Raw genomic sequence first — 25,023 nt, 5'->3', positions numbered from 1 at the left:
GGCTTTGCGCGTCTTCTACGCTTTTGCCTACGCAGTCATTCCAACAAGAAGGTGCAGGGCATGAGCGAGGCGAATTCGAACGAGACGCTGGTCAGCTTCCGAGGTGTGCAGAAGAGCTACGACGGCGAATCGCTGATCGTCAAGGACCTCAACCTGGACATCCGCAAGGGCGAGTTCCTGACCCTGCTCGGCCCTTCCGGTTCGGGCAAGACCACCAGCCTGATGATGCTGGCAGGTTTCGAGACCCCCACCGCCGGTGAGATCCAGCTGGCCGGGCGCTCGATCAACAATGTGCCGCCGCACAAGCGCGATATCGGCATGGTGTTCCAGAATTACGCACTGTTCCCGCACATGACCGTGGCCGAGAACCTGGCTTTCCCGCTGACCGTGCGCAACCTCAGCAAGACCGACGTCAGCGAGCGGGTCAAGCGCGTGCTCGGCATGGTCCAGCTGGATGCCTTCGCCAAGCGCTATCCCGGCCAGCTTTCCGGTGGCCAGCAGCAGCGCGTGGCACTGGCCCGGGCCCTGGTGTTCGAGCCACAGCTGGTGCTGATGGACGAGCCGCTCGGCGCCCTCGACAAACAGTTGCGTGAACACATGCAGATGGAGATCAAGCATATCCACCAGCGCCTGGGCGTGACCGTGGTCTACGTGACCCACGACCAGGGCGAGGCGCTGACCATGTCCGACCGGGTGGCGGTGTTCCACCAGGGCGAGATCCAGCAGATTGCCGACCCGCGCACCCTCTACGAAGAGCCTTGCAACACCTTCGTCGCCAACTTCATCGGTGAGAACAACCGCATCAACGGCACCCTGCTGGCCAGTGACGGCAGCCGTTGCCAGGTGCAACTGGCCCGTGGCGAGCGGGTCGATGCGCTGGCGGTCAACGTTGGCCAGGCCGGTGACCCGGTGACGCTGTCGATCCGCCCCGAGCGGGTACGCCTGAACGGCCACAGCGAGAACTGCGTCAACCGCTTCTCCGGTCGTGTCGCCGAGTTCATCTACCTCGGCGACCACGTGCGGGTGCGCCTGGAGGTCTGTGGCAAGGCCGATTTCTTCGTCAAGCAGCCGATCGCCGAGCTCGACCCGGCCCTGGCTGTGGGCGACGTGGTACCGCTGGGCTGGGAGGTGGAGCACGCCCGCGCGCTCGATCCGATTGCCGACGCCCATTGATGGTTTGCTTCACCAACCCTGAACTGTGGAGAGAATAATAATGCGCAAGCAGTTGAAACTGACCGCCCTGGCCCTTGGCCTGTTCGCCGCCGGCCAGGCCATGGCGGCCGACCTGACCGTGATTTCCTTCGGCGGCGCCAACAAGGCGGCCCAGACCAAGGCGTTCTACGAGCCATGGGAAAAGGCGGGCAAGGGCAAGATCGTCGCCGGTGAGTACAACGGCGAGATGGCCAAGGTCAAAGCCATGGTCGACACCAAGAGCGTCAGCTGGAACCTGGTCGAGGTAGAGTCGCCGGAGTTGGCCCGGGGTTGCGATGAAGGCATGTTCGAAGAGCTTGATCCCGCACTGTTCGGTAATGAAGGCGACTTCGTGCCTGGCGCCATTCAGCCGTGCGGCGTGGGCTTCTTCGTCTGGTCCACGGTGCTGGCCTACAACGCCGACAAACTCAAGAGCGCGCCTGCCAGCTGGGCCGATTTCTGGGATACCAAGAAATTCCCGGGCAAGCGCGGCCTGCGCAAGGGCGCTAAGTACACCCTTGAATTCGCCCTGATGGCTGACGGCGTCGCGCCCAAAGAGGTGTACAAGGTGCTTGCCACCAAGGAAGGCCAGGACCGCGCCTTCAAGAAGCTCGACGAACTCAAGCCGAGCATCCAGTGGTGGGAAGCCGGCGCCCAGCCGCCGCAGTACCTGGCCTCGGGTGACGTGGTCATGAGCTCGGCCTACAACGGTCGTATCGCCGCGGTGCAGAAGGAAAGCAACCTCAAGGTGGTGTGGAACGGCGGCATCTACGACTTCGATGCCTGGGCCATCCCGAAAGGTGCCAAGGATGTGGAAGAGGCGAAGAAATTCATCGCCTACACCGTCCAGCCCGAGCAGCAGAAGACCTACTCCGAGAACATCGCCTATGGCCCGGCCAACAGCAAGGCGGTGGAGCTGCTGTCGGCCGAGGTGAAGAAGGACATGCCGACCACCCCTGAGAACATCGCCAACCAGGTGCAGATCGACGTGGCCTTCTGGGCCGACAACAGCGAACAGCTGGAGCAACGCTTCAACGCCTGGGCGGCGAAGAAGTAAACCATCTGGAGCCTTCATCGCCGGCAAGCCGGCTCCCATAAAACCTGTGCAGTACTTGTGGGAGCCGGCTTCCCGGCGATGGGCTGCGCAGCAGCCCCAATTTCAGCCTGTATCGCGGAGTTCGCCATGGCCATTGCAGTGCCCCTCAACGAAGGCGCGGGTAAAAGCCTCAAGCAGCGCCTCAAGCATGCCGAGCGGGTCAACCGCTGGAAGGCCCAGGCGTTGATCGCGCCGCTGGCGCTGTTTCTCCTGCTGGTGTTCCTGGTGCCGATCGCGGCGCTGTTGTACAAGAGCGTCGGCAACCCCGAGGTGGTCGCCGGCCTGCCGCGCACCGTCGAGGCGGTAGCGCAGTGGGATGGCAAGAGCCTGCCGGGCGAGGAGGTCTACAAGGCCCTGAGTCAGGACCTGGCCGAGTCTCGCAAGAATCAGACCCTGGGCGACCTTTCCAAACGCCTGAACATGGAGTTGGCCGGCTATCGCAGCCTGTTGGCCAAGACCGCGCGGGCGCTGCCGTTCAAGGCCGAGCCTGCCTCCTATAAAGAAGCCTTGCAGACGCTCGACGAGCGTTGGGGCGATCCTGCCTACTGGCAGGCGATCCGTCGCAATACCAGCAGTGTCACGCCGTTCTACCTGCTGGCCGCGCTGGACCACCGTATCGACGACCTGGGTGAATTGGCCAAGGCCACCCCCGACCAGGCCATCTACCTGGACATCTTCGCTCGCACCCTGTGGATGGGTGTGGTGATCACCGTGATCTGCCTGTTGCTGGCCTATCCCCTGGCGTACCTGCTGGCCAACCTGCCGACCCGGCAGAGCAACTTGCTGATGATCCTGGTGCTGCTGCCGTTCTGGACCTCCATCCTGGTGCGGGTGGCGGCCTGGATCGTGCTGTTGCAGTCAGGCGGGCTGATCAACAGTGCGCTGATCGCCATGGGCATCATCGATCAGCCGCTGGAGCTGGTGTTCAACCGTACCGGCGTGTACATCTCCATGGTGCACATCCTGTTGCCGTTCATGATCCTGCCGCTGTACAGCGTGATGAAAGGTATCTCGCCCAGCTACATGCGCGCGGCGATCTCCCTCGGCTGCCATCCGTTCGCCAGTTTCTGGCGGGTGTACTTCCCGCAGACCTACGCCGGTGTCGGCGCTGGCTGCCTGCTGGTGTTCATCCTCGCCATCGGCTACTACATCACCCCGGCGCTGCTGGGCAGCCCGAACGACCAGATGGTCAGCTACTTCGTCGCCTTCTACACCAACACCAGCATCAACTGGGGCATGGCCACCGCCCTGGGCGGATTGCTGCTGCTGGCCACCGTGCTGCTGTACCTGATCTATAGCTGGCTGGTCGGCGCCAGCCGCCTGCGCCTGAGCTGAGGAGCCTTGTCATGCTGAGCCCTTACATGTCGCCCGTGGAGCGGGTGTGGTTCTACAGCCTGCGCATCCTGTGCGGCCTGATCCTGCTGTTCCTGGTGTTGCCGGTGCTGGTGATCATCCCGCTTTCGTTCAACAGCGGGAGCTTCCTGGTCTATCCGCTGCAAGGCTTTTCGTTGCACTGGTACCAGGACTTCTTCGCCTCCGCCGAATGGATGCGCGCCCTGAAGAACAGCATCATCGTTGCCCCGGCAGCCACGCTGCTGGCCATGGTGTTCGGCACCCTTGCGGCCATCGGCCTGACCCGTGGCGACTTCCCCGGCAAGTCGCTGGTGATGGCGCTGGTAATCTCGCCGATGGTGGTGCCCGTGGTGATCATCGGCGTGGCCAGCTACCTGTTCTTCGCGCCGTTGGGCATGGGTAACAGCTTCACCTCGCTGATCCTGGTGCATGCGGTGCTGGGTGTGCCGTTCGTGATCATCACCGTGTCGGCCACGCTGCAGGGGTTCAACTACAACCTGGTGCGCGCGGCGGCGAGCCTTGGGGCCTCGCCTCTGCTGGCCTTCCGTCGGGTGACCTTGCCGTTGATCGCCCCTGGGGTGATCTCCGGCGCGCTGTTCGCCTTCGCCACGTCGTTCGATGAGGTGGTGGTGACCCTGTTCCTTGCCGGGCCCGAGCAGGCGACCCTGCCACGGCAGATGTTCAGTGGCATCCGCGAAAACCTGAGCCCGACCATCGCCGCGGCGGCGACCTTGTTGATCGCCTTCTCGGTGATCCTGCTGCTGACCCTGGAGTGGTTGCGTGGGCGCAGTGAGAAACTGAGGACCCAGCAGCCAGGTTGAATCTTCGACGCGGGTGACGTGGGGGCAAGCCCGCTCCCACGCCATCCGTTCGACCGTCTGCTGCGCCGGCGTTGATACCAATCAGCCCCGATCCGCTTCCCTGAGTTACAATGCGCGCCACCGTGATTCTGCCCAACAGGTGCGCCATGCAGCCCTACGCTATTGCCCCCTCCATTCTGTCCGCCGACTTCGCCCGCCTGGGCGAGGACGTCGACAAGGTCCTGGCCGCCGGGGCCGACATCGTCCACTTCGATGTCATGGACAACCACTACGTGCCCAACCTGACCATCGGCCCGATGGTCTGCAGCGCCCTGCGCAAGTACGGCGTGACCGCACCCATCGACGTGCACCTGATGGTCAGCCCGGTCGACCGCATCATCGGCGACTTCATCGAGGCCGGCGCCACCTACATCACCTTCCACCCGGAAGCCACGCAGCACATCGACCGTTCCCTGCAACTGATCAAGGACGGCGGCTGCAAGGCCGGCCTGGTGTTCAACCCGGCTACCAGCCTGGATGCGCTGAAGTACGTGATGGACAAGATCGACATGGTCCTGCTGATGAGCGTCAACCCAGGTTTCGGCGGCCAGAAGTTCATCCCCGGCACCCTCGACAAGCTGCGCGAAGCCCGTGCCCTGATCGACGCCAGCGGTCGTGACATCCGCCTGGAGATCGACGGTGGCGTGAACGTCAACAACATCCGCGAGATCACCGCCGCCGGCGCTGACACCTTCGTCGCCGGCTCGGCAATCTTCAATGCCCCGGACTACAAGGAAGTCATCGACAAGATGCGTGCCGAAATGGCGCTGGCACGCGCATGAGCGGCTTCGAGCAGCTGTTCCCGGGGACACTGCCCAGGCTGGTGATGTTCGATCTGGATGGCACCCTGATCGATTCGGTACCCGACCTGGCCGCAGCCGTCGACCGCACGCTGCTCAAACTCGGGCGACCGCCTGCAGGCCTGGAGGCCGTGCGCCACTGGGTGGGTAACGGCGCCCAGGTGCTGGTGCGCCGGGCCCTGGCCGGCGGTATTGATCACGCCGCGGTGGACGATGCGCTGGCCGAGCAAGCGCTGGCGCTGTTCATGGAGGCCTATGCCGACAACCATGAACTCACCGTGGTCTACCCCGGCGTGCGCGACACCCTGCGCTGGTTGCGCAAGCAGGGTGTGGAAATGGCGCTGATCACCAACAAGCCCGAGCGTTTCGTTGCCCCTTTGCTCGACCAGATGAAGATCGGGCGCTACTTCCGCTGGATCATCGGCGGCGACACCCTGCCACAGAAGAAACCCGATCCGGCAGCACTGCTGTTCGTCATGAAAATGGCCGGCGTCAGCGCCGAGCAGGCGCTGTTCGTTGGCGATTCGCGCAGCGATGTGCTTGCCGCCAAGGCCGCGGGGGTGCAGTGCGTCGGCCTGAGCTATGGCTACAACCATGGCCGCCCCATCGACGAGGAGTCGCCCAGCCTGGTGCTCAGCGACCTGCGCCTGCTGCTGCCCGGTTGCTTAGTCACCGACACTGGGATAACGTTGGCGGACCTTCAAGCCCCGCAAAGCAGAGACAACGACGTGGTGGTTACTGGCAAATTCTGGATGAAAGTCATCAAGGCCCTGGCCCGCTGGCGCTGGCGCGCCTGACTCCCGCCCGCCGGCGCCTGCCGGTACGTCCGTTTGCCCGACCCCATTGCTGCTTGCCCCGAGGCTACACATGACCCGCGAAGAATTCCTGCGCCTGGCTGCTGCCGGCTACAACCGCATCCCCCTGGCCTGCGAAACCCTGGCTGACTTCGACACGCCGCTGTCGATCTACCTGAAACTGGCTGACCAGCCCAACTCCTACCTGCTCGAGTCCGTGCAAGGTGGCGAGAAATGGGGCCGCTACTCGATGATCGGCCTGCCGTCGCGCACCGTCATGCGTGTGCATGGCTACCATGTGAGCATCCTGCAGGATGGCGTCGAGGTGGAAAGCCACGACGTCGAAGACCCGCTGGCTTTCGTCGAGGCGTTCAAGGACCGTTACAAGGTCGCTGACATCCCAGGCTTGCCGCGTTTCAATGGTGGCCTGGTTGGTTACTTCGGCTACGACTGCGTGCGTTATGTGGAAAAACGCCTGGGCGCCAGCCCCAACCCCGATCCGCTGGGCGTGCCGGATATCCTGCTGATGGTCTCCGATGCGGTGGTGGTGTTCGACAACCTGGCCGGCAAGATGCATGCGATCGTGCTGGTCGATCCCGCCGAAGAACAAGCGTTCGAGCAGGGCCAGGCCCGCCTGCAAGGTTTGCTGGACACCCTCCGCCAGCCGATCACCCCACGCCGCGGCCTGGACTTGAGCGGGCCACAGGCAGCCGAACCCGAGTTCCGCTCCAGCTACACCCGCGACGACTACGAAAACGCGGTGGGCCGGATCAAGGAATACATCCTGGCCGGCGACTGCATGCAGGTGGTGCCATCCCAGCGCATGTCCATCGACTTCAAGGCCGCGCCCATCGACCTTTACCGGGCGCTGCGTTGCTTCAACCCGACGCCGTACATGTACTTCTTCAATTTCGGCGACTTCCATGTGGTGGGCAGCTCGCCGGAAGTGCTGGTGCGGGTCGAAGACAACCTGGTGACCGTGCGCCCGATCGCCGGTACCCGCCCGCGTGGCGCCACCGAAGAAGCCGACCGGGCCCTGGAAGACGACCTGCTGTCGGATGACAAGGAAATCGCCGAGCACCTGATGCTTATCGACCTGGGCCGCAACGACGTGGGCCGCGTGTCCGCCACCGGCAGTGTTCGCCTGACCGAGAAGATGGTGATCGAGCGTTATTCGAACGTCATGCACATCGTGTCCAATGTCACCGGCCAACTGCGTGAAGGCCTGACCGCCATGGACGCACTGCGGGCGATCCTGCCGGCCGGCACCCTGTCGGGTGCGCCGAAGATTCGCGCGATGGAAATCATCGACGAGCTCGAGCCGGTCAAGCGCGGTGTCTACGGTGGCGCGGTGGGTTATTTTGCCTGGAACGGCAACATGGATACCGCCATCGCCATCCGCACCGCGGTGATCAAGGACGGCGAACTGCATGTGCAGGCCGGCGGCGGCATTGTCGCCGACTCGGTGCCGGCGCTGGAATGGGAAGAGACCATCAACAAGCGCCGGGCGATGTTCCGTGCGGTGGCGCTGGCCGAGCAGACCTGCTCCAAGTAGGTTGATCGGGGCCGCAACGCGGCCCCGACAAATCAGAAGTCCAGGCTCAATGCCACGCTCACGCCCTGCTGGCGCAACTCATCACTCTTGCGCCAGTTGTAGTTCCCCCGCAGGTTCACCCCCGGCACCAGTTCATGGCTCACCCCCAGGCTAGCCCGCGTCAGGTTGCTGTCCGGTGTATAGCCGGTGAGGGTGAAGTCGTTCGCCGGCAGGCTGGTCAGGTGCATGCGCAGGTCCTGCTGGTCATCCTCGAACTCATGCTCGCGGGCCACCTCGGCAAACAGCTTTGTCGTCGGCAGCAGTTGCACGCTACCCAGCAGGCCGGCTCCGAGCCGGCGTGATGTACGTTCCTGATCGTCGAAACCGAGCGCCGTGGAGCGGCCGCTCTTCTCGTCGTAGCCATCGACCTTGACCCGCGCATAGTCGGCACTGATGAACGGCGCCAGTTGCCAGTGGCTGCTATCGGGTGCCAGGTTGTAGCCCACCCGGCCGGTGACGGCCCAGGCCTCGCCATCGGTGTCGCCTTTCTCGCTGCGGTCGTTCACACCCAGGGCGAAGGTGCGCTTGAGGTCGCGGTAATCCAGGTGACCGGCGGTCAATGCCGCATCAGCCCACCAGCGATCCTGGCGGAACTGAGCGAAGGCGCTGGCAAGGTAGCTGTCGAGCTTGTAATCCGAGTCATCCTGGCCCGCCTCGAGCTTTTGCCGGTACACGCCGGCCGCCAGCCCCACGCGCCAGGCGTCGTCGAGCCGGTAGCTGCCGCCGAGGGTCAGGTTGTAGCCGCGCCCGTCACCACTGGCGGCGCTGCGCTGGCTGCCGAAGTCCAGGTCCTGGCCGCCGGTGGCGACGAAGGCCTGCCATTGACCGACGGCCTGCCAGGGTGTCTGCCACTGGTTGCGCAGTTCATCCTGGTGGGCGCGGATACTGGCGTGGGCGATTTCCGGGAGCAGGGTAAGCTCCCACGGCGCGGCCAGGATCGAATAGGCATAGTCGGCGATCAACTGCTGGCCGGCGATGGTCGGGTGCACCGAGTCGTTGAACAGCAGCCGGGTCGGGTCCGGGGTAGTGCCGTTCAGCCCGTAGACCGGGTTGCCCACGCAGCCGTCGCCGCTGTAGCAGGTGCCGACCAGGTTCTGGTCGGCGGCCAGGCCGAACTGGGCGGGGCTGGTGAGGGCCTCCTGCAGCAGGGTGGGGATGTTGAGTGGGATGATCTCGGCGTCGATCTGCCCGAGCTGGCTGACCAGCGACTGGTTGAACACGCTGGACAGTTGCGACAGCGGCCCTTGCTGGGGCGTGCCGCTGAAGTTCGGTGTCTGTCCCAGGTCTGGCAGCAGCCAGACCATGATGTAGCGCGCTCCGCCCTGTTGCAGCGCCTGGGCGCTGGCCGCCAGGCGGGCACCTGCTGCGGCTGCGGTCGCGGGGCTGTTGACCAGGCCCTGGAGGAAGTCGTTGCCGCCACCGGTCAGGTAGTACAGGGCATTGGGGTCGGCGCGCAGGCCGTTGGCCAGGTAACCGTCACGCTCGCGCAGGACCACCCCCGCGCCAGGGCGCCCGGGCGGGATGACGGCTTTCGAAGTGTCGGTGATCGAGTCGAGGATCTGCTGGGTGGTATAGCCGCCCACGGCCCAGTTGTTGCCGTCGGGCGTGCCTTGCAGCTGGTTGCTGAGTGATGTCGATGGTCCCAGGGCAGTTCCCGAAAAGCCCAGTCTGCCCCCCAAGATCATCGGCGAGACGGGCGCGTAGTTGCCATCGGCATCGCGGTTGGTGAAACGCATGCCTGGCGTGCCGCCGGTCAGGTCGGGAAACTGCCCGGCATCACTGAGGCTGTCGCCAAAGACGATGAGCGATGAATAAGGGGAGGGGCCGGCCATCGCCTGGCTGCAAGCCAGGGCGAGGATGCCGAGGGCGGAGAACAGGAAGGGAGTCTTGCGCATGCATGAATATCCTTTTCGTTGTTTTTATCGAAGCAAGCCGCATGACCTTAGCAAATCGCCGGTCTTCGCCCACCATCGCATTGGTTTCCCAGTGTTTACGGGCGTATTGCGCCCGTCGCCCCGGTAGGCTACTGTGCCCTGACGTATGAACGAGACCTACCCCGTGTTGATCGTCAGCAAACTCTTGATGCGCGTTATCAAGGCCGTCGCCCGTTGGCGTTGGCGCGCCTGACTTTATCTCTTGCCGGCATGCCCGGCCCGCTCCTGTTTGCCTTCCCTTCGCTTTAACCGCCGCTCACCGCGGAATTTTCCCGCGCCCATGGCAGCAGGGAAGGCTCGAATCAAAAGTCAGTATTCAAGAGGTTCGTTCCAGATGTTACTGATGATCGACAACTACGACTCCTTCACCTACAACGTCGTGCAGTACCTCGGCGAGCTCGGTGCCGAGGTCAAGGTCATTCGCAATGACGAAATGACCATCGCCCAGATCGAAGCCCTGAATCCCGAGCGCATCGTCGTCTCCCCGGGCCCCTGCACGCCGAGCGAGGCCGGTGTGTCCATCGAGGCCATCCTGCATTTTGCCGGCAAGCTGCCAATCCTCGGCGTGTGCCTGGGCCACCAGTCCATCGGCCAGGCCTATGGCGGTGACGTGGTGCGTGCCCGCCAGGTGATGCACGGCAAGACCAGCCCGGTGTTCCACCGCGACCTGGGGGTGTTCGCTGGCCTGAACAATCCGCTCACCGTGACCCGCTACCACTCGCTGGTGGTCAAGCGCGACACGTTGCCCGACTGCCTGGAAGTGACCGCCTGGACCGCTCATGAAGACGGCTCTGTCGACGAGATCATGGGCCTGCGTCATAAAACCCTGAACGTGGAGGGGGTACAGTTCCATCCGGAATCCATCCTCACCGAGCAGGGACACGAGCTGTTCGCCAACTTCCTCAAGCAGACCGGCGGACGCCGTTAAGGACCGATCATGGAAATCAAGACCGCTTTGAGCCGCATTGTCGGCCACCTGGACCTGTCCACCGAGGAAATGCGCGACGTCATGCGCCAGATCATGACCGGCCAGTGCAGCGAGGCGCAGATCGGCGCCTTCCTCATGGGCATGCGCATGAAGAGCGAGAGCATCGACGAGATCGTCGGCGCGGTGTCGGTGATGCGTGAGCTGGCCGACAAGGTCGAGCTCAAGACCCTCGACGGCGTGGTCGACATCGTCGGCACCGGCGGCGACGGCGCCAACATCTTCAACGTGTCCACCGCCTCGGCCTTCGTGCTGGCGGCTGCGGGCTGCACGGTGGCCAAGCACGGCAACCGCGCCGTCTCCGGCAAGAGCGGCAGCGCCGACCTGCTGGAAGCTGCCGGCATCTACCTGAACCTGACTCCGGTGCAGGTGGCCCGCTGCATCGACAGCCTCGGCATCGGCTTCATGTTCGCCCAGACCCACCATACCGCGATGAAGCACGCCGCCGGCCCGCGGCGCGAGCTGGGGCTGCGTACCTTGTTCAACATGCTCGGCCCGCTTACGAATCCGGCCGGTGTGAAGCACCAGGTGGTCGGCGTGTTCACCCAGGCCCTGTGTCGCCCATTGGCCGAAGTGCTGCAGCGCATGGGCAGCAAGCATGTGCTGGTGGTGCACTCCAAGGATGGCCTGGACGAGTTCAGCCTGGCTGCGCCAACCTTTGTCGCTGAGCTGAAGAACGACCAGATCACCGAGTATTGGGTTGAGCCGGAAGACCTCGGCATGAAGAGCCAGAGCCTCCATGGCCTGGCGGTCGAGGGCCCGCAGGCCTCGCTGGAACTGATCCGCGATGCCCTGGGCCGGCGCAAGACCGAGAACGGCCAGAAGGCCGCCGAGATGATCGTGCTCAACGCTGGCGCGGCGCTGTATGCCGCTGATCACGCGATGACCCTGGCCCAGGGTGTCGAGCTGGCTCACGATGTCCTGCACACCGGCTTGGCCTGGGAAAAACTCCAGGAGCTGGGCGCCTTTACCGCGGTATTCAAGGTGGAGAACGAAGCATGAGTGTACCGACGGTGCTGGAAAGGATCATCGCCCGCAAGTTCCAGGAAGTGGCCGAGCGCAGCGCGCGGGTCAGCCTGGGTGAGCTCGAGCGCCTGGCCAAGGCGGCCGATGCCCCGCGTGGCTTTGCCAATGCCCTGATCGAGCAGGCCAGGCGCAAGCAGCCGGCGGTCATCGCCGAAATCAAGAAGGCTTCGCCGAGCAAGGGCGTGATCCGCGAACACTTCGTGCCGGCGGAAATTGCCGTTAGCTATGAGAGGGGTGGCGCAACCTGCCTGTCGGTGCTGACCGACGTGGACTACTTCCAGGGCGCTGACATCTACCTGCAGCAGGCGCGTGCCGCCGTTTCGCTGCCGGTGATCCGCAAGGACTTCATGGTCGATCCTTATCAGATCGTCGAGGCCCGCGCCTTGGGTGCCGACTGCGTGCTGTTGATCGTGTCGGCGCTAGACGACGTGAAAATGGCGGAGCTGGCGGCCACGGCCAAGGACGTCGGCCTCGACGTGCTGGTCGAAGTGCATGACGGCGATGAACTGGAGCGTGCGCTGAAGACCCTCGATACACCGCTGGTCGGGGTCAACAATCGCAACCTGCATACCTTCGAGGTTAGCCTGGAGACCACCCTCGACCTGCTGCCGCGCATCCCTCGCGATCGCCTGGCCATCACCGAGAGCGGCATCCTCAACCGGGCCGATGTCGAGCTGATGGAAATCAACGAGGTGTACTCCTTCCTGGTCGGCGAGGCGTTCATGCGCGCAGAGCAGCCAGGGCCGGAGCTGCAGCGGCTGTTCTTCCCCGAGTAAGTGAAGAAGACTGTTCAGCCACTGGACTGATCGAACGGGAAGCCGGCAATTTTTTGCCGGCTTTTTCGTATTCGAGGCCGGTATAACTTTCAGCAAAGGTGGATTAATGACCGATCAACCCCTGGCCCTCACCGTTGAACAAGGCCTGCATGCCGAACAGGACCTGCTGGCCGCCGTCTGCCGCGGCGAGCGCGAATCCGGCGTGCTGTTCTGGCGCCCGACCGACCATGCCCTGGTTATGCCCCGACGCATGAGCCGCCTGGACAACTTCGAGGCCGCCTGCGCGGAACTTGCGATTGCCGGTTGGCCGGTGCTGCTGCGTGAAACCGGTGGCGAGCCTGTGCCGCAATCCCATGCAACCGTGAACGTGGCGCTGGTCTACGTAGCACCGCGCAGCGAAGGCGACCATGGCCGTATCGAGAGTGCCTACGAGCGCCTGTGCCTGCCGCTGTGCGATGTCCTGCGCGAATGGGGCGGTGTAGCCTCGGTGGGCGAGATCGACGGCGCCTTTTGTGATGGCCGCTACAACGTAAACCTCAATGGCCGCAAGCTGGTCGGCACGGCCCAGCGTTGGCGCCAGGGCCTGGGCGGCAAGCGTCCTGTGGTGTTGGTGCATGGCGCGCTGTTGCTGGACAACGAACGCGAATCGATGGTCGCGGCGGTCAACCGCTTCAATGAGTGCTGTGACCTGGCGCAGCGCTGCCGGGCCGACAGCCATATCGCCCTGCATGAAGTGACGCCCGCAGCGCCTTGGTTCGAGCGTCTGAACCAGGCCTATGCGCAGGTGCTCGCGGCGCTGCCGACGGACTAGCGGGTGCCGTAGACCACCATGGTCTTGCCCTTGACCTGCACCAGGCTGCGTTCCTCGAGGTCCTTGAGGACGCGGCCGACCATCTCCCGTGAACAACCGACGATACGACCGATCTCCTGGCGGGTGATCTTGATCTGCATGCCATCGGGGTGGGTCATGGCATCAGGCTGCTTGCACAGGTCGAGCAGGCAGCGGGCGACGCGGCCGGTGACGTCGAAGAACGCCAGGTCGCCGACCTTGCGCGTGGTGTTGCGCAGACGCTGGGCCATTTGGCTGCCCAGGGCATAGAGGATGTCCGGCTCCAGGCGCGCCACCTCCCGGAACTTGTCGTAACCGATCTCGGCCACTTCGCACTCGGTCTTGGCGCGGACCCAGGCGCTGCGCTGATGCTCCTGGCCGGCTGGCTCGAACAGCCCCAGCTCGCCGAAAAAGTCACCGCTGTTGAGGTAGGCGATGATCATCTCGTGGCCGTCGTCGTCCTCGATCAGGATGGTCACCGAACCCTTGATGATGAACGACAAGGTCTCGGCCCGGTCACCGGCGCAGATGATGTTGCTCTTGGCGGCGTAGCGGCGGCGTTGGCAGTGGGCCAGCAGCTTGTCGATGTTCTTGATCTTGGGTGGCAGGGCTGAGGAGACCATCACGAAATCCTGTTCGATGCGACGCATTGGCTTTTTATAGAGGCTGCCTGGCAGCACGCGCCAGTCATTTGGCGCCAGCTTATCAGACACTTCAACTTGAATCGGCACAAAAGCGCCACGGCTTGAGCTTTTCCGACAGCCTCGCAAGGTCTAAGCTGACACCCTTTTACGAGATCGGGAGTCCGGATAGATGAAGGCACGCATCCAGTGGGCCGGTGAAGCGATGTTCCTTGGCGAGTCGGGGAGTGGCCACGTCGTGGTCATGGACGGCCCGCCCGAAGCCGGAGGCCGCAACCTGGGCGTGCGTCCGATGGAAATGCTCCTGCTTGGCCTGGGTGGCTGCAGCAGCTTCGACGTGGTCAGCATTCTCAAGAAATCCCGCCAGGCCGTGGAAAGCTGTGAAGCCTTCCTCGAAGCCGAGCGCGCTGGTGAAGACCCCAAGGTGTTTACCAAGATCCACATGAACTTCGTGGTCAAAGGGCGAGGGCTGAAAGAGGCGCAGGTCAAGCGCGCAGTGGAACTGTCGGCCGAGAAGTACTGCTCGGCGTCGATCATGCTCGAGCGTGCCGGTGTGGAGATCACCCACGGTTACGAAATCGTCGAGCTCGGTTGAAAGCCCCTGGCGCCTGACCGTCAGGCGCTTTGCTGGCGCAGGCGTTCGGCGCCCAGCAGCAACATCACCCCGGGGACCAGCGCGAGCAACAGCCACGGCGTATTCACGCCGAGCAACATGAGGATTTCAAGGTTGCTCCAGGTGGTGCCGAAGTGCTCGGCAAACAGCGCGCACTGCAGCCACGCCGTGATGATGCCGGCCAGTACGAACATGCCGACCAGCAACCGGCGGCTGACAACAAAGCCACCGAGCAGCAGGAACAGCAATTGCCCGGGTAATGTACCCAGCAACAGTTCGACGGTGCTGTTGCTTCCGGGGTCGGTGAGCGTTGGCAGTTCCAGGCTGAAAGGATCTTGCCCGACGCTGGCGAGCATCAGGCAGACGAACAGGTAGGCGACCAGGGGCAGCGCCAGGCTCTGCAGCAATCGGGTCATTGCCAAGCGCATGATCAACGACGCAGCGCTGGCAGCCACTGCAACAGACCGGCGGGTAATCTTGCTCGAAGCTGCTCGCTCATTGCCTCGCGGCGTTTCTGGTAGAGCACGCCCAGGGCGATCACACCCAGGCCGATCAAGCTGAGTACCACCGGGAACAACAGCGAATCGGCGAACACCTCGTGGGAAAGATGCCCGAGGTAGACCGCCACGCCCATCGCGCCGAAGACCATGAATACCGGTCGGCGCAGCAACACCGCCAGGCCCATCAGTCCCAGGTTGACCAGGCAGTAGAGGAATTTGCCCCATTCACTGCTGCTGTCCATCAGCGTCAACCCGCCCCAGAATGCCGCCAGCCCGGCGAGATAACCCCAGAATGCATAGTCGCGCTTGGTGCGCCCGTCGACCACGAGGAACACCAGCAGCAGGCCAAGGCCGAACCACAGCGATACCGTGCGCCGTTGTTCCCAGGTGAATACCTCACCGTGGAACCATTCGCTGAGGTCCATGGACATGAACCACAGCGCCACGGCAATCGGCATGACAATGAACGGGAAGGGAATCAGGCGCAGCATCAGCAGGCCGGCGAGTACCGTCGCCAGCTCCATCACCACCCAGCCACCCTGTACATGGGTGAAGTACCAGTCGTAACCACCTCTGATGTCGTTCAGCGGCCACCAGCCGACCAACCGCTCGATGGCGAACACCGCCAGCGGCACGATGCTCACGGCCACGGCGGCCAGCACGCCGGCGGCAATAGGTTGGGCGCGACGCTGCAGGGAGAGGGCGAACAGGGTGATACCGACGATATACAGCAAGGCGAAAGCCAGCAGCGCGCTGTCGCCGATGCGCATCCAGGCCTCGGTGAGCATCCAGCCCATGGCGCCCATGATCAGCAGCGCGCCCAGGTAGAAGGCGACGTGGGCCAGCTGGAAGCTGGCACGGCTGGGCGGTTGCTGGCGCAGGAACGCCAGCAGGGCCTGGTCTTGGCCGGGCTGCAGGATGCCGGCAGTCACGGCGCGAGCCAGGTCCCTGGCGTCGAAGCGGTCCATGCGGGGAAACCTCAGATACGGTAGGTGCTCTTGGTCATGACCTTGGCCAACAGGCTCATGCCAAAGCGCACGGGCGCCGGGAAGCGGTAGCCGCCGGCTTCCAGCGCGGACTCGGCATGGTGTTCCTCGTCGACGCGCATCTGTTCGAGGATGGCGCGGGACTTGCCGTCGTTCTCGGGGATCTGCTCCAGGTGTTCGTCCAGGTGCTTGCACACCTGATGCTCGGTAGCGGCGACGAAGCCCAGGCTGACCTTGTCGCTGACCAGCCCGGCGAGGGCGCCGATGCCGAACGACAGGCCGTAGAACACTGGGTTGAGCACGCTGGGGTGGCTGTTGAGCTGGCGAATACGCTGCTCGCACCAGGCCAGGTGGTCGATTTCTTCTTCGGCCGCATGCTCCATGGCCTTGCGCACCTGGGGCAGCTTGGCGGTCAGGGCCTGGCCCTGGTACAGCGCCTGGGCGCAGACTTCGCCGGTGTGGTTGATGCGCATCAGGCCGGCGATATGGCGGGACTGCTGCTCATCGAGCTCGGCGTCCGGCTGGACGATGGCCGGCGAGGGGCGGGCGGGTTGGCCGCTGAAGGGCAGCAAGGTGCGCATGGCGGTATCGGCCTGCAGCAACAAGCGGTCGAGCGGCGAGTAGTGACGTTCGGTAGCCATCGGGCACCTCCGCTGAAGTGATGCCCGACAGTCTACCTCAATACCCTTGGGCGGGCTTGCCTTGGATCAGCCCGGTGGCCAGTGCATCTGGCGCTGGCCAAGCACGTGCATGTGGATGTGGTAGACAGTCTGGCCGCCTTTCGGGTTGCAGTTCATGACGACGCGGAAGCCTTCCTCGCAGCCCTGCTCGACGGCCAGACGCTGGGCGGTGAACAGGATATGGCCGGCCAGGGCCTTGTCCTCTTCGGTCAGGTCGTTGAGGGTGCGGATGTGTTTTTTCGGAATGACCAGAAAATGCACAGGTGCCGCTGGGGCAATGTCCTTGAAGGCCAGGATCTGGTCATCTTCATAGATGATATCCGCCGGGATTTCCCGGTTGATGATTTTGAGGAATAGATCGTCCACAGCACGTGCTCCATGGTGAGTGTCGGGGCTGAGTGTACTGAGCCCGACGCTGCTCGCCCAGTGGCTATTCCATGCCGACCGGGCAGTAGCGCCGATGGATAACGCCGGCCAGCTTGCGCGCCAGCCAGCGCGGCAGCAGGCGTGGGGCGAAGGCCAGCCAGCGGTTGCGCCGACCAGGCAGGATCAGAGCGCGGTTCTTGTCCAGGGCGCGCACCGCATACAGGGCGATTTCCTCGGGGCTCAGGCAGCGGGTGTTGCCTTCCAGCCGGGGAATGCGACGTCTGGCTGAGCGCACCGGTCCGGGGCACAGCACCGACACCTTGATCCCGGTGCGTTTCAGCTCTTCGCGCAACGCCTCGGAAAAACTCAGCACATAGGCCTTGCTTGCCGCATAGGCGGCCATCCACGGCCCGGGGGCGACGCCGGCAAGTCCCGCGACATTGAGGATCTGCCCGCCACCTTGGATCGCCATCAGGTTGCCGATGGCATGGCACAGGCGACTGAGCGCGAGGATGTTGACCTCGAGCAGGTCCTGCTCATCGGCCCATTCATGCGCCAGGAATGGCCCGTAGGTGCGCTGCCCCGCGCAGTTGACCAGAAGGTCGATACGCCGCTCGCCTTCCTCCAGCTCAAGCACGAAGCCCGACAGGCGCAAGGGTTGGCTGAGGTCGCAGGCACGGAACAGCACTTCCACGCCAAAGCGTTGGGTGAGTTCGATGGCCACCGGCTCCAGCGTTTCGCGCTGGCGTGCCACCAGGATCAGGTTGCGCCCGCGCCGCGCCAGAGCCTCCGCCAGGGCCAGGCCCAGGCCGCTGGAAGCACCAGTGATCATGGCGTAACGGGTCATGCAAGGCTCCTGGGGCGAAAGGGGCGCCTAGTGTACAGCGTGGCCGTTTTGCTACAAGGCGTTGCTGCGCAGCTGCTGGCTGCGTTCGAGGGCCGCTCGGTATTCGTCCTGCAAGCGCTCGATCAGGTCACCGGCAGTGGGCAGGTCATGGATTTCGCCGACACCCTGGCCGGCCGACCATACGGTCTTCCAGGCCTTGGCTTCCTCGTCCAGCGGCTTGAGCTTACCGGCCTCGTGGTTGCTCTTGAGCGCGGCCAGGTCGTACCCGGCCTGCTCGAGGCTCTGGCGCAGGAAGCTGGCGGGGATGCCGGACACTGCCGGGGTATGCACGATATCGGCCGCACCTGCGCCCAGGATCATCTGTTTGTAGGCGTCCTGGGCCTGGCTCTCGCGGGTGGCGATGAAGCGTGTGCCCATGTAGCCGAGGTCCACCCCCAGCAATTGCGCGGCCAGCAGTTCGTGGCCATGGTTGAGGCAGCCCGCCAGCAGCAGGGTCTTGTCGAAGAACTGGCGGATCTCCGCAACCAGGGCGAACGGACTCCAGGTGCCGGCATGGCCTCCGGCCCCGGCCGCCACGGCGATCAGCCCGTCGACACCTGCCTCTGCGGCCTTCTCGGCGTGGCGGCGGGTGGTCACGTCATGGAACACCAGGCCGCCATAGCCGTGCACCGCGTCGACCACCTCCTTCACTGCGCCAAGGCTGGTGATGACGATGGGGACCCGGTGCTCGACGCACAGTGCGAGGTCGGCCTGCAGACGCGGGTTGCTCGGGTGCACGATGAGATTGACCGCATAGGGAGCAGGTGCCTGCAGTTCGGCCAGCCCTGCTTCGATCTCCTCCAGCCAGGCCTTGAACCCTGCACTGTCACGCTGGTTCAGCGCCGGGAAGCTGCCCACCACGCCACTGGCGCAGCAGGCCAGCACAAGCCGGGGGTTGGAAATCAGGAACATCGGCGCCGCGACCAGAGGCAGGCGCAGGTGTTTTGCGAGCGAGGCGGGCAGGGACATGGCGAAACTCCTGTAGGCGGGTGGATATCGTCAGAACGGTTTGACCACCACGAGAATTACGACGCCCAGCAGCATCAGCACCGGTGCTTCGTTGAACCAGCGGTAGTACACGTGGCTGCGGGTGTTGGTGCCGGCGGCGAAGCGTTTGCGCTGGGCGCCGCACATGTGATGGTAGACGGTGAGCAGCGCGACCAGGGTGAGCTTGGCGTGCAGCCAGCCCTGGCTCAGCCAGCCGGGGTTCAGGTACAGCATCCAGCCGCCGAACACATAGGTGGCGATCATCGCCGGGTTCATGATGCCCCGGTACAGCTTGCGCTCCATGGTCACGAAGCGCTCGAGGCTGATGCTGTCCTGGCTCTGGGCGTGATAGACGAACAGCCGTGGCAGGTAGAACAGGCCGGCGAACCAGCAGACCACGCTGACGATATGCAGCGCCTTGATCCATAGATAGAGCATGGGGAGTTCCTTCAGGTTTTCACGGTCGTCAGATAGTAGAGGCCAAGGGGCCGAAGGGTCATCCCAAGAGTTGTTACAGGCGCCTTGGCCCCCTATTATCGTGCGCTTTCCAGTGGTCTCGTTGATAAGGGGCAAGCGTCATGATCAAGGTCGGTATCGTCGGCGGCACGGGTTACACCGGTGTCGAACTGCTGCGTCTGCTGGCGCAGCATCCACAGGCCGAAGTGGCGGTCATCACTTCGCGCTCCGAGGCGGGCGTGGCGGTTGCCGACATGTATCCGAACCTGCGCGGCCACTACGATGGCCTGGCGTTCAGCGTTCCGGACAGCAAGACCCTGGCGGCCTGCGATGTGGTGTTCTTCGCCACGCCCCATGGTGTCGCCCACGCCTTGGCCGGCGAGCTGCTGGCCGCCGGGACCAAGGTCATCGACCTGTCCGCCGACTTCCGTCTGCAGGACGCTGTCGAGTGGGGCAAGTGGTACGGCCAGCCTCACGGCGCCCCAGAGTTGCTCAAGGACGCGGTCTACGGTTTACCTGAGGTGAATCGCGAGAAGATCCGCCAGGCGCAGCTGATCGCGGTGCCGGGTTGCTATCCGACCGCCACCCAGCTTGGCTTCCTGCCCCTTCTGGAGGCTGGCCTGGCCGATCCGTCGCGCCTGATCGCCGACTGCAAGTCGGGCGTCAGCGGTGCCGGGCGTGGTGCCGCTGTGGGCTCGCTGTTCTGCGAGGCTGGTGAAAGCATGAAGGCCTATGCGGTCAAGGGCCACCGTCATCTGCCGGAGATCAGCCAGGGCCTGCGCCAGGCAGCCGGCAAGGACATCGGCCTGACCTTTGTGCCGCACCTGACGCCGATGATCCGCGGCATCCATGCCACGCTCTATGCGACGGTCGCCGACACGTCTGTCGACCTGCAGGCGCTGTTCGAGAAGCGCTATGCCAATGAACCGTTCGTCGACGTGATGCCCGCCGGCAGCCACCCGGAAACCCGCAGCGTGCGCGGTGCCAACGTCTGCCGCATCGCCGTGCACCGGCCGCAGGGCGGTGACCTGGTGGTGGTGCTGTCGGTGATCGACAACCTGGTCAAGGGCGCGTCGGGCCAGGCGGTGCAGAACCTCAACATCCTGTTCGGCCTGGATGAACGCATGGGCCTGTCCCACGCGGGCCTGCTGCCGTAAGCCAGCGTACGTCGCCAAGGCCCGCCGCGTGCGGGCCTTTTTCGTGGGGCCGACTAAAGCCGCACAATTCTTGACCGATTTTCTCGGACAAGCGGATAATACGCCCCATCGAGTTTTATGGCGGCACTGCGCCGGGAGAATCAACATGAGCGTCGAATCCTTCACCCCCACGGCTTTGGAGTTCACCCCCGGGGCTGCGCACAAGGTGAAGACCTTGGTCAGCGAAGAGGGCAACGACCGGCTGAAGCTACGTGTGTTCGTGACCGGCGGCGGTTGCTCGGGCTTCCAGTACGGCTTCACCTTCGATGAGGACGTGGCCGATGACGACACCATCGTCGAGCGCGAAGGCGTTGCACTGGTCGTCGACCCGATGAGCTACCAGTACCTGGCCGGCGCCGAGGTGGATTACCAGGAGGGGCTGGAAGGCTCGCGCTTCGTGATCAAGAACCCGAACGCCACCACCACCTGCGGTTGCGGTTCGTCGTTCTCGATCTGATCAGGTCGGGCAAAAAAACGCCGCGCATTCGCGCGGCGTTTTGCATTCAGGCGGGGTAGATCGCGCCGAGGATACGCAGGCCTCTGGCGGCGGTCACACTGGGCCGATTGGCGGGAATGCCTTCCAGGCAGCAATGGGCCAGCCACGCGAAGGCCATGGCCTCCACCCAGTCGGGGTCCACGCCATGCGCGGCGGTGCTGGCAACCTTCGCCCCAGGCAGCAGGGCGGCCAGGCGAGCCATGAGGACGCCGTTGCGGGCGCCACCACCGCAGACCAGCAGGGCTTCAGTCCCTGACTGAGCCTGGCGTAGCGAGTCGATGATGGTGTGGGCCGTCAGCTCCAGCAGCGTGGCTTGGACGTCTTCGTCGCGATAAGCGGGTAGCCGGGCCAGGTGGGCATCCAGCCATGGCAGGTTGAACACCTCGCGTCCGGTGCTCTTCGGGCCGCTGCCGGCGAAGAATGGATCGCTCAGCAGCGCGTTCAACAGGCCGTGCTGCACGCAGCCGCTGGCCGCCCAGGCGCCATTGGCATCAAAAGCCTGGCCTTGCTTGCGCTCGATCCAGGCATCCAGCAACACATTGCCCGGCCCGCAGTCGAAGCCATGTACCGGTTGGTCCCGCTCGATCAGGCTGAGGTTGCTGAAACCGCCTACGTTGAGGATCGCCAGGCACTGGCCGAGATGCCCGAATAAGGCCTCGTGAAATGCCGGTACCAGGGGAGCGCCCTGGCCGCCTGCCGCCACGTCGCGGCGGCGGAAGTCGCCCACCACGCAGATGCCGGTGAGTTCGGCCAGCAGGGCGGGGTTGCCGATCTGCACGGTAAAGCCGCGGGCCGGCTCATGGCGAACAGTCTGGCCGTGGCTGCCGATGGCGCGAATGGCCTCGGGGCCCAGGCCTTGGGCGTCCAGCAGGTGGTTGATGCCCTGGGCGGCCAGTGTGGCCCAGCGGTTCTCTGCCAGGGCGGCACGGGCGATCTCGTCGGGGCCGCTGGCGCAGAGGCCGAGCAGGTCCTGGCGCAGGTCGACGGGCATGGGGATGTAGTGGGTGGCGAGCAGCCGCAGCTGCTCGTCTTGCTCGATCAGGGCGATGTCCAGGCCATCGAGGCTGGTGCCGGACATCACCCCCAGGTAGAGCGCCATGGGCTCAGCGCTTGTTGGCTGCGAGCAGAGTGGCCTTTTCCTGATCCATGCGGGCAATCAGGGGCTGGCTCTGCTGGTTGAAGCGCTGGCGCTCGGCCTTGGCGATCGGGTCGGCCATCGGCACCTTCTGGCTCAGTGGGTCGACGTGCACGCCATTGACCTGGAACTCGTAGTGCAGGTGCGGGCCGGTCGACAGGCCGGTGGTGCCGATGTACCCGATGATCTGCCCCTGCTTGACGCTGGAGCCGGTCTTGACGCCCTTGGCGAAGCCCTGCATGTGGCCATAGAGCGTCTTGTACGAGTTGCCGTGGGCGATGATCACGGTGTTGCCGTAGCCGCCACGGCGGCCCGCGAGCTCGATGCGACCGTCGCCTGCAGCCTTGATCGGCGTACCGCGTGGCGCGGCGTAGTCCACGCCCTTGTGCGCGCGGATCTTGTTGAGGATCGGGTGCTTGCGGCCGGCGGAGAACCGCGAGCTGATGCGGGCGAAATCCACCGGGGTGCGGATGAACGCCTTGCGCAGGCTGTTGCCGTCGGCGGTGTAGTAGTTGGTGTTGCCCTGCTTGTTGGTGTAGCGCACGGCGGTGTAGGTCTTGCCGCGGTTGGTGAAGCGGGCGGAGAGGATGTTGCCGGTGCCGACCACCTTGCCGTCCATCATCTTCTGCTCATAGACCACGTCGAATTCGTCGCCCGGGCGGATGTCCTGAGCGAAATCAATGTCGTAGCCGAGGATGCGCGCCATGTCCATGGTCATGCTGTGGGACAGGCCGGCGCGCTGGGCGGAGGCGGACAACGAGCTCTTGATCACGCCGTGGGCGTAGGCGGTGCGCACCACCGGCTTGCTGACCTCGCGCTCGAAGGCGAAGCCCTTGTCGGTGCGGTTCAGGCGGATGGTCTCGAGGTTGCTGACCTTGCTGTGCAGGCTTGCCAGTTGGCCGTCCTTGTCCAGCTCGAATTGCAGCACCTGGCCATGCTTGAGCTGGCTGAACTGCTTGGCCTGCTTGTTGCTGGCCAGCACGTCGTGAACGACGTTGGCAGGCAGGCCAACCTTGTTGAACAAGGTCGAGAGCGTATCACCGCGGCTGACGACCACCTCGCGGTGGCCAGGGGCCTTGTCCTCTTGTTTGGCTACAGGGGCAGGCGCGGGTTCTGCCTTGGCGGTTTCGGGCGTCGCGCCTTCGATCTGGGCGAAGGGCGAGTCGCTGTTTTGTTCGGCCTGGACCAGCGGGGCGCCGCTGGCCTCGTCCTTGAGCTGTTCGGCCGGGCTTTCCAGCTCCAGGCTGAGGGTGGTTTTCTTGGCTTCCACTTCGCTGGACGGGAATACCAGCAAAGCCAGACTGAGAAGGGCGGCGATACCGCTGGCGGCCAACAGATGGCTTTTCGGATAAAGCGGGGGCGCTTTAGGCGTTTCGTTGGTCATAGGTAAGGTGACTTTGAAAAAGGTGAAATGGAAAAGATGAATGACATGATGAAGATGAAATAACTGTATAAAATATAACCAAATCCATTCTCACGCAAGGGCGCGTAGACGTTGCGGTGCGCCGTTCGGGTCACAATCCGTTGCGAAACTTGTATTTGATGGCCGATCTTGTATGGTTGGCTCCCCTTGAATCCTAGCGTTGCGGGTCTGTCTATGAAGTCGGTTGAAGAGCAGCTGGCGCTTATCAAGCGCGGTGCGGAAGAGGTATTGGTCGAGTCGGAACTGGTGGAGAAGCTCAAGCGCGGCCAGCCGCTGCGCATCAAGGCGGGCTTCGACCCAACCGCGCCCGACCTGCACCTGGGGCACACGGTGCTGATCAACAAGCTGCGTCAGTTCCAGGAGTTGGGCCACCAGGTCATCTTCCTGATCGGCGACTTCACCGGCATGATCGGCGACCCCAGCGGCAAGAGCGCTACCCGCCCGCCACTGACCCGCGAGCAGGTGCTGGACAACGCCGAGACCTACAAGCAGCAGGTCTTCAAGATTCTCGACCCGGCGAAGACCGAGGTGGCGTTCAACTCCACCTGGATGGACACGCTCACGCCTGCCGACTTTATTCGCCTGGCCTCGCAGTACACCGTGGCGCGCATGCTCGAGCGCGATGACTTCGACAAGCGCTACACCACCAACCAGCCAATCGCGATCCATGAGTTTCTCTATCCGCTGGTGCAGGGTTACGACTCCGTCGCCTTGAAAGCCGATGTCGAGCTGGGTGGCACCGACCAGAAGTTCAACCTGCTGATGGGGCGCGAGCTGCAGCGCGCCTATGGCCAGGAGGCGCAGAACATCGTCACCATGCCGTTGCTTGAAGGACTGGATGGCGTGAAGAAGATGTCCAAGTCGCTGGGCAATTATGTCGGCATCCAGGAAGCCCCTGGGGTGATGTACAGCAAGCTTGTGTCGATTCCCGATACCTTGATGTGGCGTTACTTCGAGTTGCTGAGCTTCCGCTCGATGGAAGAGATCGATCAGTTCCGGGCGGATGTCGAGAACGGTGCCAACCCGCGTGACATCAAGATCAAGCTGGCCGAGGAAATCGTGGCGCGTTTCCATGGTGAAGAGGCCGCGGCCAATGCGCACCGTGCTGCGGGTAACCGCATGAAGGAAGGCGAGCTGCCAGAAGACCTGCCGGAGATCGAAGTGGTCGCTGCTGAAAATCTGCCGATCGCCGCCGTGCTGAACCGGGCTGGCCTGGTGAAGAATTCGGCGCAGGCGCGGGATCTGCTCGGCGCTGGCGCGGTCAAGGTGGATGGTGAGGTGATCGACCGTGACTTCATGTTTGTGCTCGGCGCGACCCACGTGTGCCAGGCGGGCAAGAAGGCGTTTGCTCGGGTTACCCTCAAGGCTGAGTGATTGCCTGCAGGTGTAGCTGTATAGAAGCGGGGGGGGGGGGGGGGGG

The 25,023-nt window shown here is 64.1% G+C and carries 26 protein-coding genes; 15 read left to right on the top strand and 11 right to left on the bottom strand.

From position 1 onward, the window contains the following. Window positions 1–60 precede the first annotated feature (60 nt). The 7 genes from AC3WL2_RS06305 to trpE all read left to right on the top strand — a co-directional run bounded on the left by AC3WL2_RS06305 (window position 61) and on the right by trpE (window position 7,649). The gene (locus AC3WL2_RS06305) at window positions 61–1,173 is read left to right on the top strand and encodes an ABC transporter ATP-binding protein (protein ID WP_102681938.1); all 1,113 of its coding nucleotides are present in this window, start codon (window positions 61–63) and stop codon (window positions 1,171–1,173) included. Window positions 1,174–1,213: 40 nt separating this feature from the next. Then, the gene (locus AC3WL2_RS06300; protein WP_102681939.1) at window positions 1,214–2,248 is read left to right on the top strand and encodes an ABC transporter substrate-binding protein; all 1,035 of its coding nucleotides are present in this window, start codon (window positions 1,214–1,216) and stop codon (window positions 2,246–2,248) included. A 126-nt stretch (window positions 2,249–2,374) separates the two neighbouring features. After that, entirely contained in the window at window positions 2,375–3,622 is a 1,248-nt protein-coding gene (locus AC3WL2_RS06295; protein WP_102685212.1) for an ABC transporter permease, read from the top strand. 11 nt (window positions 3,623–3,633) lie between these two features. Next, window positions 3,634–4,461: an ABC transporter permease gene (locus tag AC3WL2_RS06290; RefSeq protein ID WP_023630658.1), complete on the top strand. Its 828-nt coding sequence runs from the start codon at window positions 3,634–3,636 to the stop codon at window positions 4,459–4,461. Window positions 4,462–4,607: 146 nt separating this feature from the next. Continuing rightward, window positions 4,608–5,282, top strand: coding sequence for a ribulose-phosphate 3-epimerase (gene rpe, locus AC3WL2_RS06285; protein ID WP_102685224.1), 675 nt, complete (start codon window positions 4,608–4,610; stop codon window positions 5,280–5,282). Continuing rightward, a complete protein-coding gene (locus AC3WL2_RS06280) occupies window positions 5,279–6,097 on the top strand; it encodes a phosphoglycolate phosphatase (protein WP_102685213.1) in 819 nt (272 codons plus the stop codon). The genes rpe and AC3WL2_RS06280 overlap by 4 nt, the downstream gene beginning before the upstream one ends. Before the next feature lie 70 nt (window positions 6,098–6,167). Further along, complete coding sequence (gene trpE, locus AC3WL2_RS06275) at window positions 6,168–7,649, top strand: anthranilate synthase component I (protein WP_102685214.1); 1,482 nt, start codon at window positions 6,168–6,170, stop codon at window positions 7,647–7,649. 32 nt (window positions 7,650–7,681) lie between these two features. Here the strand turns inward: trpE and estP are convergent, their stop codons facing one another. Beyond that, window positions 7,682–9,583: an esterase EstP gene (estP, locus tag AC3WL2_RS06270; protein ID WP_102685215.1), complete on the bottom strand. Its 1,902-nt coding sequence runs from the start codon at window positions 9,581–9,583 to the stop codon at window positions 7,682–7,684. A 373-nt stretch (window positions 9,584–9,956) separates the two neighbouring features. On the opposite strand from estP, the gene AC3WL2_RS06265 reads away from it, so the two are divergent. The 4 genes from AC3WL2_RS06265 (at window position 9,957) to AC3WL2_RS06250 (ending at window position 13,220) form a co-directional block, all read left to right on the top strand. Further along, complete coding sequence (locus tag AC3WL2_RS06265) at window positions 9,957–10,550, top strand: aminodeoxychorismate/anthranilate synthase component II (RefSeq protein WP_046857364.1); 594 nt, start codon at window positions 9,957–9,959, stop codon at window positions 10,548–10,550. Window positions 10,551–10,559: 9 nt separating this feature from the next. Beyond that, window positions 10,560–11,609, top strand: coding sequence for an anthranilate phosphoribosyltransferase (gene trpD / locus AC3WL2_RS06260; protein WP_102685216.1), 1,050 nt, complete (start codon window positions 10,560–10,562; stop codon window positions 11,607–11,609). Next, on the top strand, window positions 11,606–12,409 hold the full coding sequence (gene trpC / locus AC3WL2_RS06255) for an indole-3-glycerol phosphate synthase TrpC (protein ID WP_102685217.1): 804 nt from the start codon (window positions 11,606–11,608) through the stop codon (window positions 12,407–12,409). Before trpD ends, trpC begins: the two co-directional genes overlap by 4 nt. Before the next feature lie 106 nt (window positions 12,410–12,515). Further along, on the top strand, window positions 12,516–13,220 hold the full coding sequence (locus AC3WL2_RS06250) for a lipoate--protein ligase family protein (RefSeq protein ID WP_102685218.1): 705 nt from the start codon (window positions 12,516–12,518) through the stop codon (window positions 13,218–13,220). Here the strand turns inward: AC3WL2_RS06250 and crp are convergent. Further along, complete coding sequence (crp, locus tag AC3WL2_RS06245; protein ID WP_102685225.1) at window positions 13,217–13,861, bottom strand: cAMP-activated global transcriptional regulator CRP; 645 nt, start codon at window positions 13,859–13,861, stop codon at window positions 13,217–13,219. The genes AC3WL2_RS06250 and crp overlap by 4 nt on opposite strands. A 190-nt stretch (window positions 13,862–14,051) precedes the next feature. On the opposite strand from crp, the gene AC3WL2_RS06240 reads away from it, so the two are divergent. Continuing rightward, window positions 14,052–14,474 (top strand): OsmC family protein, encoded by a 423-nt coding sequence (locus AC3WL2_RS06240; protein WP_023532673.1) that lies wholly within the window; start codon window positions 14,052–14,054, stop codon window positions 14,472–14,474. A gap of 20 nt (window positions 14,475–14,494) precedes the next feature. On the opposite strand, the gene AC3WL2_RS06235 is transcribed toward AC3WL2_RS06240, so the two are convergent. The 7 genes from AC3WL2_RS06235 to hemJ all read right to left on the bottom strand — a co-directional run bounded on the left by AC3WL2_RS06235 (window position 14,495) and on the right by hemJ (window position 19,335). Further along, window positions 14,495–14,908, bottom strand: coding sequence for a hypothetical protein (locus tag AC3WL2_RS06235; RefSeq protein WP_256582521.1), 414 nt, complete (start codon window positions 14,906–14,908; stop codon window positions 14,495–14,497). 14 nt (window positions 14,909–14,922) lie between these two features. Further along, the gene (locus AC3WL2_RS06230) at window positions 14,923–15,960 is read right to left on the bottom strand and encodes a DUF2157 domain-containing protein (protein ID WP_102685219.1); all 1,038 of its coding nucleotides are present in this window, start codon (window positions 15,958–15,960) and stop codon (window positions 14,923–14,925) included. Between the two features lie 11 nt (window positions 15,961–15,971). Next, window positions 15,972–16,619, bottom strand: a complete 648-nt coding sequence (coq7, locus tag AC3WL2_RS06225) for a 2-polyprenyl-3-methyl-6-methoxy-1,4-benzoquinone monooxygenase (RefSeq protein WP_023629307.1) — start codon at window positions 16,617–16,619, stop codon at window positions 15,972–15,974. A gap of 66 nt (window positions 16,620–16,685) precedes the next feature. After that, entirely contained in the window at window positions 16,686–17,024 is a 339-nt protein-coding gene (locus tag AC3WL2_RS06220) for a histidine triad nucleotide-binding protein (RefSeq protein ID WP_011531867.1), read from the bottom strand. A gap of 64 nt (window positions 17,025–17,088) precedes the next feature. Next, complete coding sequence (locus AC3WL2_RS06215; protein WP_023629308.1) at window positions 17,089–17,871, bottom strand: SDR family NAD(P)-dependent oxidoreductase; 783 nt, start codon at window positions 17,869–17,871, stop codon at window positions 17,089–17,091. A 51-nt stretch (window positions 17,872–17,922) separates the two neighbouring features. Next, window positions 17,923–18,879: an NAD(P)H-dependent flavin oxidoreductase gene (locus tag AC3WL2_RS06210; protein WP_102685220.1), complete on the bottom strand. Its 957-nt coding sequence runs from the start codon at window positions 18,877–18,879 to the stop codon at window positions 17,923–17,925. Between the two features lie 30 nt (window positions 18,880–18,909). Beyond that, a complete protein-coding gene (gene hemJ, locus AC3WL2_RS06205) occupies window positions 18,910–19,335 on the bottom strand; it encodes a protoporphyrinogen oxidase HemJ (RefSeq protein WP_023629310.1) in 426 nt (141 codons plus the stop codon). 140 nt (window positions 19,336–19,475) lie between these two features. On the opposite strand from hemJ, the gene argC reads away from it, so the two are divergent. Together argC and erpA are read left to right on the top strand one after the other, a co-directional pair. Continuing rightward, on the top strand, window positions 19,476–20,510 hold the full coding sequence (gene argC / locus AC3WL2_RS06200) for an N-acetyl-gamma-glutamyl-phosphate reductase (protein ID WP_023629311.1): 1,035 nt from the start codon (window positions 19,476–19,478) through the stop codon (window positions 20,508–20,510). A gap of 145 nt (window positions 20,511–20,655) precedes the next feature. Next, window positions 20,656–21,006 carry an iron-sulfur cluster insertion protein ErpA gene (gene erpA, locus AC3WL2_RS06195; protein ID WP_023629312.1) on the top strand — a complete coding sequence of 117 codons (351 nt, stop codon included), beginning with the start codon at window positions 20,656–20,658 and terminating at the stop codon, window positions 21,004–21,006. A gap of 46 nt (window positions 21,007–21,052) precedes the next feature. Here the strand turns inward: erpA and AC3WL2_RS06190 are convergent, their stop codons facing one another. Continuing rightward, a complete protein-coding gene (locus AC3WL2_RS06190) occupies window positions 21,053–22,144 on the bottom strand; it encodes an anhydro-N-acetylmuramic acid kinase (RefSeq protein WP_102685221.1) in 1,092 nt (363 codons plus the stop codon). 4 nt (window positions 22,145–22,148) lie between these two features. Next, entirely contained in the window at window positions 22,149–23,564 is a 1,416-nt protein-coding gene (locus AC3WL2_RS06185) for a peptidoglycan DD-metalloendopeptidase family protein (RefSeq protein WP_102685222.1), read from the bottom strand. Window positions 23,565–23,777: 213 nt separating this feature from the next. Here AC3WL2_RS06185 and tyrS point away from each other — a divergent pair, with 213 nt between their 5' ends. Beyond that, window positions 23,778–24,977, top strand: a complete 1,200-nt coding sequence (gene tyrS / locus AC3WL2_RS06180; RefSeq protein ID WP_102685223.1) for a tyrosine--tRNA ligase — start codon at window positions 23,778–23,780, stop codon at window positions 24,975–24,977. The last annotated feature ends 46 nt before the right edge of the window (window positions 24,978–25,023 follow it).

It is taken from the genome of Pseudomonas sp. FW305-96 (genome assembly GCF_058783825.1).
The sequence above is the reverse complement of the archived record's forward strand: the minus strand, read 5'-3'. Positions and strand labels throughout refer to the sequence as shown.

Excerpts from the sequence above, each read along its gene's own strand:
- AC3WL2_RS06305 (WP_102681938.1), top strand. The coding sequence starts at position 61 with ATGAGCGAGGCGAATTCGAACGAGACGCTGGTCAGCTTCCGAGGTGTG.
- AC3WL2_RS06300 (WP_102681939.1), top strand. The coding sequence starts at position 1,214 with ATGCGCAAGCAGTTGAAACTGACCGCCCTGGCCCTTGGCCTGTTCGCC.
- AC3WL2_RS06295 (WP_102685212.1), top strand. The coding sequence starts at position 2,375 with ATGGCCATTGCAGTGCCCCTCAACGAAGGCGCGGGTAAAAGCCTCAAG.
- AC3WL2_RS06290 (WP_023630658.1), top strand. The coding sequence starts at position 3,634 with ATGCTGAGCCCTTACATGTCGCCCGTGGAGCGGGTGTGGTTCTACAGC.
- rpe (WP_102685224.1), top strand. The coding sequence starts at position 4,608 with ATGCAGCCCTACGCTATTGCCCCCTCCATTCTGTCCGCCGACTTCGCC.
- AC3WL2_RS06280 (WP_102685213.1), top strand. The coding sequence starts at position 5,279 with ATGAGCGGCTTCGAGCAGCTGTTCCCGGGGACACTGCCCAGGCTGGTG.
- trpE (WP_102685214.1), top strand. The coding sequence starts at position 6,168 with ATGACCCGCGAAGAATTCCTGCGCCTGGCTGCTGCCGGCTACAACCGC.
- estP (WP_102685215.1), bottom strand. The coding sequence starts at position 9,583 with ATGCGCAAGACTCCCTTCCTGTTCTCCGCCCTCGGCATCCTCGCCCTG.
- AC3WL2_RS06265 (WP_046857364.1), top strand. The coding sequence starts at position 9,957 with ATGTTACTGATGATCGACAACTACGACTCCTTCACCTACAACGTCGTG.
- trpD (WP_102685216.1), top strand. The coding sequence starts at position 10,560 with ATGGAAATCAAGACCGCTTTGAGCCGCATTGTCGGCCACCTGGACCTG.
- trpC (WP_102685217.1), top strand. The coding sequence starts at position 11,606 with ATGAGTGTACCGACGGTGCTGGAAAGGATCATCGCCCGCAAGTTCCAG.
- AC3WL2_RS06250 (WP_102685218.1), top strand. The coding sequence starts at position 12,516 with ATGACCGATCAACCCCTGGCCCTCACCGTTGAACAAGGCCTGCATGCC.
- crp (WP_102685225.1), bottom strand. The coding sequence starts at position 13,861 with ATGGTCTCCTCAGCCCTGCCACCCAAGATCAAGAACATCGACAAGCTG.
- AC3WL2_RS06240 (WP_023532673.1), top strand. The coding sequence starts at position 14,052 with ATGAAGGCACGCATCCAGTGGGCCGGTGAAGCGATGTTCCTTGGCGAG.
- AC3WL2_RS06235 (WP_256582521.1), bottom strand. The coding sequence starts at position 14,908 with ATGACCCGATTGCTGCAGAGCCTGGCGCTGCCCCTGGTCGCCTACCTG.
- AC3WL2_RS06230 (WP_102685219.1), bottom strand. The coding sequence starts at position 15,960 with ATGGACCGCTTCGACGCCAGGGACCTGGCTCGCGCCGTGACTGCCGGC.
- coq7 (WP_023629307.1), bottom strand. The coding sequence starts at position 16,619 with ATGGCTACCGAACGTCACTACTCGCCGCTCGACCGCTTGTTGCTGCAG.
- AC3WL2_RS06215 (WP_023629308.1), bottom strand. The coding sequence starts at position 17,871 with ATGACCCGTTACGCCATGATCACTGGTGCTTCCAGCGGCCTGGGCCTG.
- AC3WL2_RS06210 (WP_102685220.1), bottom strand. The coding sequence starts at position 18,879 with ATGTCCCTGCCCGCCTCGCTCGCAAAACACCTGCGCCTGCCTCTGGTC.
- hemJ (WP_023629310.1), bottom strand. The coding sequence starts at position 19,335 with ATGCTCTATCTATGGATCAAGGCGCTGCATATCGTCAGCGTGGTCTGC.
- argC (WP_023629311.1), top strand. The coding sequence starts at position 19,476 with ATGATCAAGGTCGGTATCGTCGGCGGCACGGGTTACACCGGTGTCGAA.
- erpA (WP_023629312.1), top strand. The coding sequence starts at position 20,656 with ATGAGCGTCGAATCCTTCACCCCCACGGCTTTGGAGTTCACCCCCGGG.
- AC3WL2_RS06190 (WP_102685221.1), bottom strand. The coding sequence starts at position 22,144 with ATGGCGCTCTACCTGGGGGTGATGTCCGGCACCAGCCTCGATGGCCTG.
- AC3WL2_RS06185 (WP_102685222.1), bottom strand. The coding sequence starts at position 23,564 with ATGACCAACGAAACGCCTAAAGCGCCCCCGCTTTATCCGAAAAGCCAT.
- tyrS (WP_102685223.1), top strand. The coding sequence starts at position 23,778 with ATGAAGTCGGTTGAAGAGCAGCTGGCGCTTATCAAGCGCGGTGCGGAA.